This is a genomic window from Flavobacterium fluvii (assembly GCF_900129545.1).
GTDB lineage: Bacteria > Bacteroidota > Bacteroidia > Flavobacteriales > Flavobacteriaceae > Flavobacterium > Flavobacterium fluvii.
On record NZ_FQWB01000002.1, the window covers coordinates 473,508 to 488,472 of the forward strand.

A 14,965-nucleotide genomic window follows, 5' to 3' on the forward strand; every position below is an offset into this window, starting at 1 on the left:
CTGGTGCTTTTTATAAAAATTCTATTCTTCCAATTGATGCATAATTATCCTTTTTTAGCCTAAGTTTTTATACTCCAATCATTTGTCCTTTTAATGAATAAAGTATGGCAAGCACATCTTTTCTGGATTGCTCATCGACATTGTTTTTGTCAAGAGCCAACATAATGTCGTCTATCACGCTCATGTATTCTCCCTGATTGATATTCATTCCAATATGGGCTGTGTGCATGTCTTTGCCGGTATATTGATTAGGCCCTCCACTGCCCATAATGAAAAAATTAATCAAATGCTGTCTAACTTCCTTGAAATGCTCCGTATCGTCTTTTAAAGGAAGAAATCTAGCTTTAATGGCAGGGTTTGCCATATGGGATTCAACAACGTCATCTACAATGGCAGTTATCCCTTCTACACCACCAAGACGTTCATAAAGACTGTTTTGATTTTCATTTTTTTCCATTTTGATTTAGTTTTAAAATATAGTTACTATTCATTTAAAGCACTACCCAATATTTTATTGAATCATTGACTCAATAATTAAAAAACAAGCAAATTTGTAGGGAATATTTTTTGTAGAATTGGGGATGGAAAAGAGTTGTCAGTATGTAATGTGTTGACGGATACTGTTTTATAAAAATACAAAACATTATTTGAAATTAATGTTTAAACGCCATTTATTATTTTAAAGATTTAAAAAAAAAACACCAATCTCTCGACTGGTGCTTGCTGTTATTTATTTTTGTGTCATTTCGACCAAAGGGAGAAATCACATTAGTTGCTCAGGTTGTGTGATTTGCTACGCCTGTTCGCTATCGCTCGGGTCTCCTGCGTCGAAATGACAAAATGTTGTAATTAATGTACCAACTCACTCTGGTTCCTGAAAACCAATTCTCCGTCAAAGGAATCCAGTAGAATAATACTGTCGGTGGTGATTTTTCCGGCGAGGATTTCTTTCGACAATTTGTTCAGTACCTCTCTTTGTATCACGCGTTTTACCGGTCGGGCACCAAATTGCGGATCGTATCCTTTCTCGGATAAATATTCGATGGCTTCCGGTGTGGCGTCCATCGTGATGCCTTGTTGGGCAAGCATGTTGGTGACATTTTTTAATTGTATGCCCACGATTTGGGCAATGTTGGCATTGGTCAGCGGCCTAAACATCACGATTTCGTCGATTCGGTTGATGAACTCGGGGCGCACTGTCTGCATCAACAATCCCATTATTTCGATTTTGGCGATTTCAGTGGCGGCTTCGACACTTCCTCTTAAATTCTCGAATTTTTCCTGTATGATTTGGCTTCCCATATTGGAAGTCATGATGATAATCGTGTTTTTGAAATCGGCCAGGCGTCCTTTGTTGTCCGTCAATCGTCCTTCGTCCAAGACTTGCAACAAGATGTTGAAGGTGTCGGGATGCGCTTTTTCAATCTCGTCCAACAGAATCACGGAATAGGGTTTACGGCGCACGGCTTCGGTCAATTGTCCGCTTTCGTCATAACCCACATATCCCGGAGGCGCACCCACCAAACGGCTCACGCTGTGGCGTTCTTGGTATTCGCTCATGTCGATTCGGGTCATGGCATTTTCATCATCGAAAAGATATTCCGCCAAGGCTTTGGCCAATTCGGTTTTTCCAACTCCCGTAGTTCCCAAGAAAAGAAAGGTTCCCACCGGTTTTTTCATGTCCTGCAAGCCGGCGCGACTTCTACGCACGGCATCGCTCACGGCCTCGATGGCTTCTTCCTGGCCCACGACGCGTTTGTGCAATTCGCTTTCCAGATGCAGGAGTTTTTCTCTTTCGCCCTGCAGCATTTTCATCACGGGAATTCCAGTCCATTTGGCGACCACTTCGGCAATGTCTTCTCTGGTGACTTCTTCTTTTATCAAGGAAGTTCCCAATTGGTTTTCGGCCAATTGTTTTTGGAAAGTTTCCAATCGTCCTTGGGCTTCCTTGATTTTTCCGTAACGAATTTCGGCTACTTTTCCGTAATCGCCTTCACGTTCGGCACGTTCCGCTTCGTATTTGAAATTTTCGATTTCGGTTTTTACCTCCTGAATGTTGTCGGCAACTTCTTTCTCTGATTTCCATTTGGTAAAAATCACGTTTCGGTCATCTTTCAGGTTCGCCAAATCCATTCCCAAAATTTTGAGTTTGCTTTCGTCTTTCTCCCGTTTGATGGCTTCGATTTCGATTTCCAATTGCATTATTTTCCGATCCAAAACATCGAGTTCTTCAGGTTTGGAGTTGATTTCCATGCGAATTTTGGAAGCCGCTTCGTCCATCAAATCGATGGCTTTGTCTGGTAAAAATCGGTTGGTAATATAGCGTTGCGATAATTCGACAGCCACAATAATGGCATCGTCTTTTATCTGTACTTTATGGTGTGTTTCGTATTTTTCCTTGATACCTCGAAGGATGGAAATGGCACTTTCAGTATCCGGTTCCTCGATCATTACTTTTTGGAAACGACGTTCTAGCGCTTTGTCTTTCTCGAAATATTTTTGGTATTCGTCCAGAGTCGTTGCACCAATGGCACGCAGTTCACCACGAGCCAAAGCCGGTTTCAGGATATTGGCCGCATCCATCGCACCTTCGCCACCGCCGGCACCCACAAGGGTGTGGATTTCGTCAATGAAAAGCACAATATCTCCTTCGGCAGCGATCACTTCTTTCACTACAGATTTCAAACGCTCTTCGAATTCCCCTTTGTATTTGGCTCCTGCAATCAGGGCTCCCATATCGAGTGAAAAAACGATTTTGTCTTTCAGGTTTTCGGGAACGTCGCCGTCCACGATTCTGTGTGCCAAACCTTCGGCAATTGCGGTTTTACCAACACCGGGTTCTCCGACCAACATCGGGTTGTTTTTGGTACGACGGGTCAAGATTTGCAAAACTCTACGAATTTCTTCGTCGCGACCAATTACGGGATCGAGTTTTCCTGTTCGAGCCAATTCGTTGAGGTTTTTGGCGTATTTGTTCAAGGAATTATAGTTTTCTTCTGCTGATGCCGAAGTGACTCTTTCTCCTTTTCTAAGTTCGTCAATGGCGGCTTTCAGTCCTTTTCCGGTTACGCCCTGGTCTTTCAATATTTGGGCAGCTTTGCTTTTGGAATCAAAAATGGCCAAGATTAAATGCTCGATGGAAACGAATTCGTCGTTCATTTTTTTGGCAATGATTTCCGCTTCGTTCAGTGTGGTGTTTGCCGTTCTGGAAAGCATGATTTCGCCACCCGAAACTTTCGGAAAGCTCTGGATGGTGCTGTCCAATATTTGTTCGAACAACGGAACATTTACGTTTAGTTTTTTCAAAATAAAGGGAGCCACATTTTCATCAACTTCAAAAATGGCCTTGAAAATGTGTTCGTTTTCTATTTGCTGTTGTCCAAAACTCTGCGCCAATTGCTGTGAAAGCTGGATGGCTTCCTGCGATTTGATCGTAAACTTGTTGATGTTCATTTTTACTTTTTATTTAAAGTTTAATGTTTGAGAGGCTAATTTATGTGCTTGTGTACCTTTAAAGTTATTGTACCTTTGGCAAATAATCGTCAAATGTTGTTCCACCACTAAAGTTACGACATTTTGACTGTCCATAAGGGGGTTACGAACGACAAAATGACTTAAAAAAAGACAAAATGAGTGTATTTTCAAATATTTTCGGCGGTTCTGAAGAACAAGATAAATTAAACAGTAAAATCAATTGGATTCCATTAAATTATTTGGGTCAATTGGATGAATTGGTTGCGTTTTCAGACCAGAAACCAGCAGTTATTTTTAAACACAGCACCCGTTGCAGCGTGAGCAGGTTTGCCTTGAAACAATTTGAAAAACAATTTGATTTAAAAGAAGAAGTAGATGCTTATTTCCTCGATTTATTGGAGTACAGAGATATTTCAAATGAAATAGCCAGTCGTTTTGGAGTGTATCACCAGTCACCACAATTGTTGTTGATCAAGGAAGGAAAATCGGTTTATGATGTTTCCCACGATGAAATTGATGCCGGGGAGTTGAAAAACATCTTGTAGGATTTTAGTAGTTTATATATTAGACTTTTAAAAGTACAACTATGTAACTAGAATCTTCATAAATTGTTTTCATTTCGGAGATAAAGAAATAAATCAAAGCGGATTGCCCGTTATCAAAGGGTAGAAAGATGGAGTGCGTGAACAACTAAGTGTCTAAATAATGATAAGGCTCCAATTTATTGGTGACAAAATCCGGCTTATAGGCCTGTTTTTTTTATTTTAAATTCCAATCCAATATTTCGGACGCTTTCAATACTTATTCTGGAATCGTCCTTGAAATATTTGCGGATTTTACTGATATAGACATCCATACTTCTTCCTGAAAAAAAGTCGTCACTGCCCCAAATTGTTTTCAAAATTTGCTCTCTTTTTATCATTTGATTTTTATGAGTATAAAAGAAATGAATGAGGCTGGCTTCTTTTTCAGTCAGTTGCTGAATTACAGCACCGTTTTTGAGACATAATCTTTTGGTATCAAATACATAAAAACCAATTTGCAGTTCATCAGTTGCTGTAGAAAATTGATTTTGACTGCTTCTTTTTATGATATTATTCAGGCGCAAAACAAGTTCATCAGCCTCAAAAGGTTTTACGATATAATCATCGGCACCCAATTTTAATCCAATGATTTTGTCTTCTTTCAGTTTTCTTGCTGTTAGAAAGATGAAAGGAATTTCGGGATTGATTTGGATGATTTTTTCGGCAAGGGTAAATCCGTCCATTTTGGGCATCATAACATCAAAAACACAAATGTCAAAGTGCCCAGTTTGGAAAACAGCCAAAGCTTCTTCACCATTTTCTGCCCAAGTGATTTCAAATTGGTGCAGTTCTAGATAATGTTTGAGAACGCCAGCAAAATCACCATCGTCTTCGGCTAAAAGTATTTTTTTCAAATGCTAAATTATTGAATTTTAAACATAATAGTAAACTCCGAGCCCTTTCCTAAATCACTTATAACATCAATTGTACCCTGATGTGCTTTTATGATTTGTTTTACATAAAAAAGTCCCAAACCCAGCCCTTTTGCATTATGAAGATTCCCTTGTTCAACTCTATAAAACTTATCGAATAATAAGGAATGCTTGCTTTTTGAAATTCCAATTCCATCATCTTTAATACTAATATTGAATTGGTTTTTATTTAGTTCCGTTTTAATAGTGATAGTGTTACTGCCATATTTCACGGCATTTTCGAGCACATTTAGAATAGCTGTCGTCAGATGAAATTTATCCAAAACCAAAGCTGTTTCATTCGTATTAAAATGAGTTTTGACAGTCACTTTTGGAAACGTAATTTTAAAATCGGCAACAATAGCTTTTAAAAATGATTCGGCTTCAATTTTCTCTTTTTGCAGTTCAATTTCGTTTTCGCCCAATGAATTAGCCATTACCTGATCGATTAAATTTTGCAGCCGATGATTTTGACGGGAAATAGTATTCAAAACACTGTTGAATTGCTCCTCATTTTCACGAATATCTTTTCTTTCCAGTATTTTTGCAGAAATTCCCAATGTTGTCAATGGAGTCTTGAGTTCGTGTGTGATATTATTGATAAAATCGGTTTTGACATCGTTTACCTTCTTTTGCTTTATTAATGCTTTGATGGCAATTACAAAAAGAGTTATCAGCGTTAGAATCGATAGCAATGATAATAATAAAATCATTTTCATTCGTTCGAAAATGATCATTTCCCAATCGATAACAGAAACGTACATTGAATCTTCGGTTAGCAATTTATAATCCTGCATTTGAAGTGAGCCAGTTGTTGTACTGACATAATTTCGTACCAAAAAGGCATTATTCAAAGACTTTAGATTACCATAGATTTTATTCTGTATAAGAGGCTTTTCTGAAAAAATAGTATCACTTTTTTTATGGTTGTTATAAATGACAAACTTATTCAGGACAATTGCAAAATCAATGGCAATATTTGGAAAATCTCTTTTAAATCTAAGCTGTATTTTTCGTGTCAAAGCATCATTAGATTCATCTAGAATTAAAGTGCTTTTAATTGCAGTTTTTGACTTTTTATCCAAAACATAATTTTGTGCCAATAGCTTATAAAGTCTTTCCTTTTTATTAACATAAGCAGAGTCAATATCGCTGTAATCATTCGTTATTTTGGCAATATCTTCCTTGATTTCGGAGTGAAACTGAGCTACTTTATAATCATAAGCTGTTTTTACCAAGTAGCATTGCACAACCGATAAAGTAATTAATGCAACGATAGAAAACGCGATTAGTAAATTGATTCTTTGCTTCATTCGATAAAAATTGAATTCAAAAATAATTCTTTTATTAATCAAATCCGTTATTAACTCCGCATTAACCTTCGATTAACTTTCAAAGCGGGTATTTAGATTCATTTTTGCAGTGTTTCTAAATCACAAAACGCACTATTTTAATGAAAAAAAAATCAAGAATTCAGAATACAAAAATTATAATTTGTCTTATTATTTCAGGCTTTGGTTACGGACAAAATACGAAAGTAAATGACAGTATTTCCAATAAATTAAGCGAAGTTGTAGTTACAAAAGAAAAAAAAATGTTCACCAATAAAAATGGAAATATCAAAGTGGATGTGGCTAATTCGATTCTGAATGCAATTCCAAATACAATAGATTTGCTTTCAAAATTACCCAATATTACGATCAGTGCCGACAAAGAAAACATCACGGTTATTGGGAAAGGAAATCCTTTGATATACATCGATAATCAAAAAATTGGGATGAATGATTTGAATGCCTTGTCTGTTGACGAAATTAAAACAATTGAAATCATAAATAATCCATCCTCCAAATATGAAGCAGAAGGGAGAGCCGTTATTTTGATAACCCGAAAGTTCAGCAAAAAGGAAGGCTCACAAACAACTTTATCAGAAGTAGCTTCATTCAAAAAAGAATTCAATAACTATCTTGGCATAAATTCGAGTTATAAAAAGAACAAATTCGAATGGAAAGCCAATTTCAATTACAATAAACTACAGCCTTGGGAAAGCCATAGGATTGATTATCAAATTCCAGATGCTGATATTATTTCGAATTATGATGTTGCTACCGCAAATACCAAAAGGAAGCAGTTTATTTTTGGAGGAGGGCTTTTTTATAAAATTAATGACGAAGATTATTTTTCAATTAGCATCAACAGCAAACTGCAAAGTGAACCTTTTAACATAAACACCACAACCTACAATAAAAAAGATGATCTTGAAAATAATGTGGTTACGTACAGTGATAATGAGAGCCAGAAGAATTTTATTAACTCTTTTATCAATTATTCCAAAAAAATAAAGGCTATTGACACGCAGTTCTTTACAGGTTTTCAATATTCAAATTTTGATCAGGATTCAAAGTCGCTGGCTCAGAATAATTTTAATGACACTCAATTTGAATTGGCGCAAAACAGTGATCAAAAATTCAATGTTGCTGTTTTTTCGGGCAGGGCAGATTTTGAAAAGAAATTTAAAAATGAATTGAAATTGGAATACGGTGCACTTTATTTGTCTGCAAATGCTAAAACAGATTTTGAAATCTTAAATTTTGAAACCAATAATACAATCAGCTCGATTTATAATTTCAAAGAGAAAAACAGTGCAGGTTATACACAACTATCAGGAAGCTTCAAAAAGATTGGCTATTTGGTTGGTTTAAGAGTCGAAAACGCCAATATTGTTGGAAAATTCAAGAATGATAATGCACCATTAATCAATAAGTATTATACTGATTTTTTTCCTAAAGCACAGTTTGACATTCCAATTGACAGCACCAAATCGATAACAGTAAATTATTCCAAAAGCATTTCAAGGCCCAATTATTCATCGACAAGTCAGGGATCAACTTACATAAATCCATATTTTTTATATTCGAGAAATATCAATTTAAATCCAACTATTAACAATCAGATTTCATCCACTTTTCAATATCACGATAAATCAGTAAAACTAAGTTATTATCAAAATACAGATCCTGTTTACAGCAGTTTTACATTTGACAATCAAAATAACATACTCATTTTTAGAGAAATAAATTTCGAAAAAGAGACAGGTTTTAATTTAGAATTCACCTTGCCTTTTACTTATAAAATCTGGACTTCAACGAACAGCTTAAGCTGTATACTGAATAAAATTGAAGATGCTTCTGCTGAATTTATTACATCAAAACCGTATTTATATTATTATTCCAACAATGAATTTAAACTACCAAAAGGGTATTCGTTCGTGCTGACAGCCTATGGTCTAACAAATCAAAAAGAAGGGATTTTTGAGAGAAAGGCTTGGTTTATTATGAATTTAGGGGTTTCAAAAACATTTTTCACGAATTGGAATTGCTCCTTAAGCTATAATGATATTTTTAGAAACACGATTTATCAAGAAAGTTTTACGATAAACAATATTAGTTCAACAGCTAGATATTTAGTTGATGCACACGAATTTTCAATAGCAGTTAAATACTCCTTTGGAAAAATAAAACCGACTGAGTTTAAAGAAAAAAATGTTGATGATAACTTAATTAGAGTTAAGTAATTTGTAAAAAATAAAGAGAGCCTTTGTATTAATTACAAGGGCTCTCTTTAAGATATTTATTTAGGCGCTATTGAAAAACAAGTCTTCATCCTTATTTTTTTTTCGTCAGTAGATTTTTTTTCTAAAAAGCCAATTTCATTTTTTCTTTAATTTCCTCCAAGCAAAGGTTGTTGATGCTTCCTTCGTGGGTATGTTTGGTTTCTTTAGGCGATTGAAAAGTACCATTTTCGAGTTGTTCTGCAACGGCTTTGTAGGCATCCCTGAACGGCATTCCCGCTACCACCATTTCGTTTAAAGTATCAACTGTAAACAGGTAATCATATTTTTTATCGGCAAGAATATTGTCTTTTACCTTGATGTCCTTGATGGAGAAAATCGCAATATCCAAACAAGCTTTCAAGTTTTGAATGGCAGGAAACAAACCTTCTTTCAATAATTGAAAATCCCTGTGGTAACCACTTGGCAAGTTATTTGTGATTAAGGTGATTTCGTAAGGCAAAGCTTGAATCTTGTTGCATTTTCCACGAATCAATTCAAAAACATCCGGGTTTTTCTTGTGTGGCATAATGCTGGAACCTGTCGTCAAATGGGAAGGCAAAGTGATGAAATCAAAATTCTGGCTCATGTACAAACAAACATCCATCGAGAATTTAGCCAAAGTCGCGGCCACGCTGCTCATTGCGAAAGCAACCGTTTTCTCTGATTTTCCACGGCTCATTTGTGCGGCAACCGAATTGAATTTCAAGGTTTCAAATCCTAATTCCTGAGTGGTAAAAGTTCTGTTGATAGGGAAAGAGCTTCCGTAACCTGCAGCCGAACCCAATGGATTTTGATCCACAATTTTCAAGGCGGCATTCAGCATGGTAATGTCGTCAATCAAGGTTTCGGCATAAGCAGAAAACCACATTCCGAAAGAGGAGGGCATTGCAATTTGCAAATGCGTGTAACCCGGCAACAACACGTTTTGGTGTTTTTCTGCCGATTCCATCAACAAATCAAACAAGGTTTTTACTTGCGATTTGAATTCGGTTACCACATCTTTTAGGTACAAGTTCACGTCAACCAAAACTTGGTCGTTGCGAGAACGAGCAGTATGTATTTTCTTTCCGGCATCGCCCAGTTTTATGGTCAAAAGGTATTCGATTTTGGAATGTATGTCTTCAAAACTGTCTTCAATTTCAAATATGCCTTTTTCGGCATCGATGATGATGTCTTCCAATGCCAAAACCAAAGAATCAGTTTCTTCTTCCGTTAAAAGTCCGATTTGACACAACATTTTGGCGTGGGCGATAGAACCCAAAGCATCATATTTGGCCAAAACTAAATCCAATTCACGGTCATTTCCAACGGTAAAATGTTCTATTTGTTTATCTGTTGGTATTCCTTTTTCCCAAAGTTTCATAAGCGTATTTTTATTGTTTGAAAAAATCAGTCAGTATTTTGATATACAATTGGATTCCTTCTTCTATTTCGTGTACATATATAAATTCGTCAGCCGAGTGTGACCGCAAGCTTTCTCCTGGTCCCAGTTTCAAAGATTTGCAATACAAAACAGATTGATCGGAAAGGGTAGGCGAGCCGTAAGTCGTTCTTCCCAAAGCGATTCCTGCTTTTACCAATCCGTGATTCACAGGAATTGACGAAGCATTCAAGTGCATCGAACGCGGTGTTACTTCGGCATTCACGTTTGCTTTTACCGTTTCCAGAATTTCGGTATTGTTGTAACAATCATTCACCCGGATATCGACAACCAAATGGCATTCTGCCGGAACCACATTGTGTTGTTTTCCTGCGGTAACTTGGGTTACGGTCATTTTTACGGGACCTAAAACCTCGGATATTTTCTCGAATTGATAGGATTTGAACCATTCAATCACGGGCATTGCATTGTAAACAGGATTGTCCGGATTGTTGTGTGCGGCGTGGCTTGCCGTACCTTTCACGACAATATCCAATACCAATAATCCTTTTTCGGCTACAGCCAATTGCATTAAAGTTGGTTCGCCAATGATGGCGCAATCCAATTCCGGTAAATGTTTCAAAACGCTGTTTAATCCATTTTTTCCGCTGCTTTCTTCTTCTGCCGAAGCCACGATTACAACATTGTAAGGCAGATTTTCAACGGCATAAAAATGAGTGAATGTGGCGATTAATGATACCAAACAACCGCCGGCATCATTGCTTCCCAAACCAAATAATTTTCCATCTTCAACTTTAGCTTCAAATGGGTTATTGGTGTAACCTTGGTTAGGTTTCACGGTATCGTGATGCGAATTCAGTAAAAGAGTAGGTTTGGATTTGTCAAAATGTTTATTGTAAGCCCAAATGTTGTTGTTTTCTCTTTCGAAAGGAATGTTGTTCTGGGTAAACCAATTTTCGATTAAAAGCGCTGTTTGATCTTCTTCACTCGAAAAGGATGGTGTTTCAATCAACGATTTCAATAGCGCAATGGCTTCTTGTATATGGGTTTCTATGTTTTTCATATTTTACTTTTTTGCCACAAAGGCACGAAGTCACAAAGTTTTTTTATTTTTTACTGCAAAGACAAAAAGTCACGAAGTTTTTTTTAATCATTTCTTTGTGTCTTGGCGACTTCGTGGCAAATTAATTATAATTCTATGCTCGTACAAATAGCCTTCGAATCTTTCAACATCCTGTGATGACCAATTTTTATTTTCTGGACTCCTTTGGACAAACTGTTGAAACAGTTGTCCAATTTCGGAATCATCCCGGAATGAATTGCGCCTTCTTCTTTTAATTTGGAATAAAGAGCCGAATTGATTTGTTCAATTACCGAATTTTCATCTTCAACGTCGGTTAAAACCCCGGCTTTTTCGAAGCAATAATTCAAGGTTACTTCAAAAACTTCCGATGCAGCAATGGCTAATTCACTTGCAATCGTGTCGGCATTGGTGTTCAATAATTGTCCATTTTTATCGTGCGTGATGGCACAAAAGACAGGAACAATTCCGCTATTGATTAAGGTTTCCAATAAAGGAGTATTTACTTTTTGAACATCACCCACAAAACCGTAATTGATAGTTGGGTGGTTTCTTTTGGTGGATTGAATCAAGTTGCCGTCGGCACCCGAAAAACCCATTGCATTGGTATTATGAGCCTGTAATTGAGCAACAACATTTTTGTTGATTTCTCCGGCATAAATCATCACCACTACGTCAAGCATGGGTTTATCGGTAATTCTTCTTCCGTCAATCATTTGTGGAACCAAGCCAATACTTTGCGCCATTTTGGTTGCTGATTTTCCGCCACCGTGAACCAGAATTTTGTTGCCTTCAATCTTGGAAAAATCGACCAAGAATTGTGACAATTCAGCTGGATTATCGATGATGTTTCCACCAATTTTTATAATGGATAAGGATGGTTTATTTGACATTTTCCAATATTTTTTGCAACACTAATTGAGCTGAATACGTTCTATTATTGGCTTGTTCTATAACCACTGAATTTTCGCTGTCAATTACTTCGTCTGTAACAATTACATTTCTACGAACTGGCAAACAGTGCATAAATTTGGCATTGTTGGTCAGTTTCATTTTATCGGCAGTAACCGTCCAATTCGGGTCGGAGTTGGTAATTTGACCATATTCCTTGTAATTGCTCCAGTTTTTGGCATAGATAAAATCGGCATTTTCGAAAGCCTTGTCTTGATCGTATTCGATTATTGAATCTTTCGTGATTTCAGGATTCAATTCATAACCTTCTGGATGCGTAATTACGAAATCCATAGTTGATTGCTTTTGCATCATTTCCACAAAAGAATTTGGAACTGCCTGTGGCAAAGCTCTTGGATGTGGTGCCCAGGTCAAAACTACTTTTGGTCTGTGTTTGGTTTTGTGTTCTGCCATTGTAATAGCATCGGCAAGGGATTGCATCGGATGTCCCGTGGCACTTTCCATATTTACTATAGGTACAGTGGCGTATTTCAAGAAACCGGAAATTACGGTTTCGGCATTGTCTTTTTCTTTGTCCACCAATCCGGCGAAAGCCCTGATGGCAATTATGTCTGCGTATTGAGAAACTACTGCAGCAGCTTCCTTGATATGCTCGGAAGCACCTTGATTCATGATAGCTCCATCTTCATATTCAAGTGTCCAACCTTCGCTGCCAAAGTTCATCACCATCACGTTCATTCCTAAATTCAAGGCCGCTTTTTGGGTACTCAAACGCGTTCTCAAACTGGAATTAAAGAACAACATTACTAGTGCTTTGTTCTTGCCTAGTTTCTTGTTTTTAAGCGGATTCTTTTTGATTTTCAACGCTTGTTTCACCCATTTATCGAGTGAATCTATGTTTTGTATGGATATAAAGTTCATAGTTATATGATTTTTGTAAAAGAGATTTCGTTTTTTAACGCTTTCAAAATAAAGTTGTCTTCCAAGCCATTGATAATCCAGGTTTCTATGTTCGCTGCTTTGGCAATTGCCGCCGAGTCGATTTTGGATTGCATTCCGCCTGTTCCGTGGGAAGATTTGGAATCCCCAATTTCTTTTTCCAACACGCTTAAATCAGTAACCAATTCGATGGTTTCAGGAACTTCGTCGTTGATGGAAGCTTTGGTATAAATTCCGTTGGTATTGGTGGCAATAATCAAAATGTCAACATTCAATAAAACAGCAGTTAAAGCAGCTAATTTATCGTTGTCGCCAAACTTGATTTCATCTGTGGCAACAGTATCGTTTTCGTTGATGATTGGAATATAATGGTTTTTGACCAAGACGTTTATCGTGTTGACGATATTGACTTTGGTTTGTTTTTTTTCGAAATCAGAATACGAAAGCAAACATTGGGAAGTATGTAATCCTAAATCACTGAAATTTTCGTTGTAAATCCGCATCAAATGAGGCTGACCAATAGAAGCCAGGGCTTGTTTTACAAAGACATCTTTATCGTGATTGTCTAGTTTTACAAACTGTTTTGCTGCAGCAATGGCGCCGGAACTTACGATGATAAACTCGTAATCGTCTTTAAGAGCGGCAATCTGCATTCCAATATCCTCAATCTTTCCTCTCGAAATGTGATTGGTTTCTTTGGTTAGGGTGTTGCTGCCTAACTTCAATAAGATTCTTTTTTTAGCCATTTTTATTTTTTTAACCACAAAGGGCACAAAGTTTTTTATACAATCTGAAATCAAAAATCGTTAATCTGCAACCTAAAATCTGCTACCTGATTTGTCCTTCGCCGTAAATATACCATTTATTAGTAACAAGGTGTTGCAAACCAATTGGTCCACGTTGGTGCAATTTGTCTGTACTAATCGCCAATTCACCACCTAAACCAAACTGTCCACCATCGGTGAAACGAGTTGAAGCATTTTGATACACTGCCGCTGAATCTACATTGTCCATAAAATCTTGGGCAACAGCATCATTTTGTGTGATTATCGAAGCAGAGTGACCACCACAATATTTGTTGATTTTAGCAATCGCTTCTTCATCCGAATTTACGATTCCGACAACAATTTTATAATTCAAAAATTCTTCGTACCAAATTTCATCATTTTCAATTACAGGTATTTGAGTCGCATTTGCGAAAGCAGTATCACCTAAAATTTCAACCTTATATTTTTTTAATTCTTCTACTAATTGTTTGGCAAAAACTTCCCAATTAGGCAGTTTTGTATCAATTAAAACTTTGTCTAAAGCATTACAAACGCCGATGTTTGTAGTTTTTCCGTTGATAATAATATCAAGGGCTTTTTTCAAATCGGCTTCTTTATTTACATACACAAAGTTATTCCCACGACCACTTACTATAACAGGACAAGTAGCGTGTTTCTTGGTAAAAGCAATCAATTGTTCACCACCACGAGGTACAATTAAATCCACTCTCTGTGTTGGGTTTTCTAAAAAAGCCTGGGTTTCGGCACGATTGTAATTCAAATACTCCACCCAGTCTTTAGAAATTTCATTTTCTTCCAAGGCTTGGTGCCAAAGAGAAACAATTTTTAAATTCGACAACAAAGATTCTTTTCCGCCTTTCAACAAGATTTTGTTTCCAGATTTGAATGCGATTCCTCCAGCTTCAACAGTAACGTCAGGACGTGATTCATAAATAATCATTATCGTTCCAAAAGCAGCCGTTTTATTGGTCACTTTCATTCCGTTTTCGTGAGTAAAATTAAAACGAACTTGTCCAACAGGATCTTCCTGACTAGCCAATTGCTGCATCGACAAAATCATTGCGTCAACTTTAGCATCGTTTACCAATAAACGTTTTTCCATAGCCAAATCATCACCAGAATAATTGCTCATATCCTGTTGATTAATACTTTTAAGATTGGCTCTTTCTTGTTCCAGAAGTTCAGCCATTCGGCTTAAAACAGCATTTCTTTTTTCTATGGATAATAATGTGTTCATTTTTATGATATTTAGTTCCTTGCTCCGCAAAGTCTCCGACTTTGAGGA

The 14,965-nt window shown here is 36.8% G+C and carries 12 protein-coding genes; 2 read left to right on the forward strand and 10 right to left on the reverse strand.

The window, feature by feature from the left end:
* Window positions 1–67 precede the first annotated feature (67 nt).
* Both BUC16_RS07565 and clpB read right to left on the reverse strand, forming a co-directional pair.
* Window positions 68–457: a group I truncated hemoglobin gene (locus BUC16_RS07565; RefSeq protein WP_073369432.1), complete on the reverse strand. Its 390-nt coding sequence runs from the start codon at window positions 455–457 to the stop codon at window positions 68–70.
* 392 nt (window positions 458–849) lie between these two features.
* Entirely contained in the window at window positions 850–3,453 is a 2,604-nt protein-coding gene (clpB, locus tag BUC16_RS07570) for an ATP-dependent chaperone ClpB (protein WP_073369434.1), read from the reverse strand.
* 176 nt (window positions 3,454–3,629) lie between these two features.
* On the opposite strand from clpB, the gene ytxJ reads away from it, so the two are divergent.
* Window positions 3,630–4,019 (forward strand): bacillithiol system redox-active protein YtxJ, encoded by a 390-nt coding sequence (gene ytxJ / locus BUC16_RS07575; RefSeq protein ID WP_073369436.1) that lies wholly within the window; start codon window positions 3,630–3,632, stop codon window positions 4,017–4,019.
* Window positions 4,020–4,216: 197 nt separating this feature from the next.
* Here the strand turns inward: ytxJ and BUC16_RS07580 are convergent, their stop codons facing one another.
* Together BUC16_RS07580 and BUC16_RS07585 are read right to left on the reverse strand one after the other, a co-directional pair.
* A complete protein-coding gene (locus tag BUC16_RS07580; RefSeq protein ID WP_073369437.1) occupies window positions 4,217–4,912 on the reverse strand; it encodes a response regulator transcription factor in 696 nt (231 codons plus the stop codon).
* 8 nt (window positions 4,913–4,920) lie between these two features.
* Complete coding sequence (locus tag BUC16_RS07585) at window positions 4,921–6,282, reverse strand: sensor histidine kinase (protein ID WP_073369439.1); 1,362 nt, start codon at window positions 6,280–6,282, stop codon at window positions 4,921–4,923.
* Window positions 6,283–6,422: 140 nt separating this feature from the next.
* Between BUC16_RS07585 and BUC16_RS07590 the strand changes: the two genes are divergently transcribed.
* Entirely contained in the window at window positions 6,423–8,540 is a 2,118-nt protein-coding gene (locus BUC16_RS07590) for an outer membrane beta-barrel family protein (protein ID WP_073369440.1), read from the forward strand.
* A 121-nt stretch (window positions 8,541–8,661) separates the two neighbouring features.
* Here the strand turns inward: BUC16_RS07590 and argH are convergent, their stop codons facing one another.
* The 6 genes from argH to BUC16_RS07620 form a co-directional block, all read right to left on the reverse strand.
* The gene (gene argH, locus BUC16_RS07595; RefSeq protein ID WP_073369442.1) at window positions 8,662–9,942 is read right to left on the reverse strand and encodes an argininosuccinate lyase; all 1,281 of its coding nucleotides are present in this window, start codon (window positions 9,940–9,942) and stop codon (window positions 8,662–8,664) included.
* Window positions 9,943–9,952: 10 nt separating this feature from the next.
* Entirely contained in the window at window positions 9,953–11,023 is a 1,071-nt protein-coding gene (locus tag BUC16_RS07600) for a M20 family metallo-hydrolase (protein ID WP_073369443.1), read from the reverse strand.
* 125 nt (window positions 11,024–11,148) lie between these two features.
* Window positions 11,149–11,934 (reverse strand): acetylglutamate kinase, encoded by a 786-nt coding sequence (gene argB, locus BUC16_RS07605; RefSeq protein ID WP_073369444.1) that lies wholly within the window; start codon window positions 11,932–11,934, stop codon window positions 11,149–11,151.
* Window positions 11,924–12,874 carry an N-acetylornithine carbamoyltransferase gene (locus tag BUC16_RS07610; protein WP_073369445.1) on the reverse strand — a complete coding sequence of 317 codons (951 nt, stop codon included), beginning with the start codon at window positions 12,872–12,874 and terminating at the stop codon, window positions 11,924–11,926. The genes argB and BUC16_RS07610 overlap by 11 nt, the downstream gene beginning before the upstream one ends.
* A 2-nt stretch (window positions 12,875–12,876) precedes the next feature.
* Window positions 12,877–13,638: a glutamate 5-kinase gene (gene proB / locus BUC16_RS07615; RefSeq protein WP_073369446.1), complete on the reverse strand. Its 762-nt coding sequence runs from the start codon at window positions 13,636–13,638 to the stop codon at window positions 12,877–12,879.
* Between the two features lie 82 nt (window positions 13,639–13,720).
* Complete coding sequence (locus BUC16_RS07620) at window positions 13,721–14,917, reverse strand: glutamate-5-semialdehyde dehydrogenase (protein ID WP_073369447.1); 1,197 nt, start codon at window positions 14,915–14,917, stop codon at window positions 13,721–13,723.
* Window positions 14,918–14,965 lie beyond the last annotated feature (48 nt).

Coding starts and splice junctions, on each gene's coding strand:
- proB (WP_073369446.1), bottom strand. CDS start 13,638: ATGGCTAAAAAAAGAATCTTATTGAAGTTAGGCAGCAACACCCTAACC.
- ytxJ (WP_073369436.1), top strand. CDS start 3,630: ATGAGTGTATTTTCAAATATTTTCGGCGGTTCTGAAGAACAAGATAAA.
- clpB (WP_073369434.1), bottom strand. CDS start 3,453: ATGAACATCAACAAGTTTACGATCAAATCGCAGGAAGCCATCCAGCTT.
- BUC16_RS07590 (WP_073369440.1), top strand. CDS start 6,423: ATGAAAAAAAAATCAAGAATTCAGAATACAAAAATTATAATTTGTCTT.
- BUC16_RS07620 (WP_073369447.1), bottom strand. CDS start 14,917: ATGAACACATTATTATCCATAGAAAAAAGAAATGCTGTTTTAAGCCGA.
- argH (WP_073369442.1), bottom strand. CDS start 9,942: ATGAAACTTTGGGAAAAAGGAATACCAACAGATAAACAAATAGAACAT.
- BUC16_RS07585 (WP_073369439.1), bottom strand. CDS start 6,282: ATGAAGCAAAGAATCAATTTACTAATCGCGTTTTCTATCGTTGCATTA.
- BUC16_RS07610 (WP_073369445.1), bottom strand. CDS start 12,874: ATGAACTTTATATCCATACAAAACATAGATTCACTCGATAAATGGGTG.
- BUC16_RS07600 (WP_073369443.1), bottom strand. CDS start 11,023: ATGAAAAACATAGAAACCCATATACAAGAAGCCATTGCGCTATTGAAA.
- BUC16_RS07565 (WP_073369432.1), bottom strand. CDS start 457: ATGGAAAAAAATGAAAATCAAAACAGTCTTTATGAACGTCTTGGTGGT.
- argB (WP_073369444.1), bottom strand. CDS start 11,934: ATGTCAAATAAACCATCCTTATCCATTATAAAAATTGGTGGAAACATC.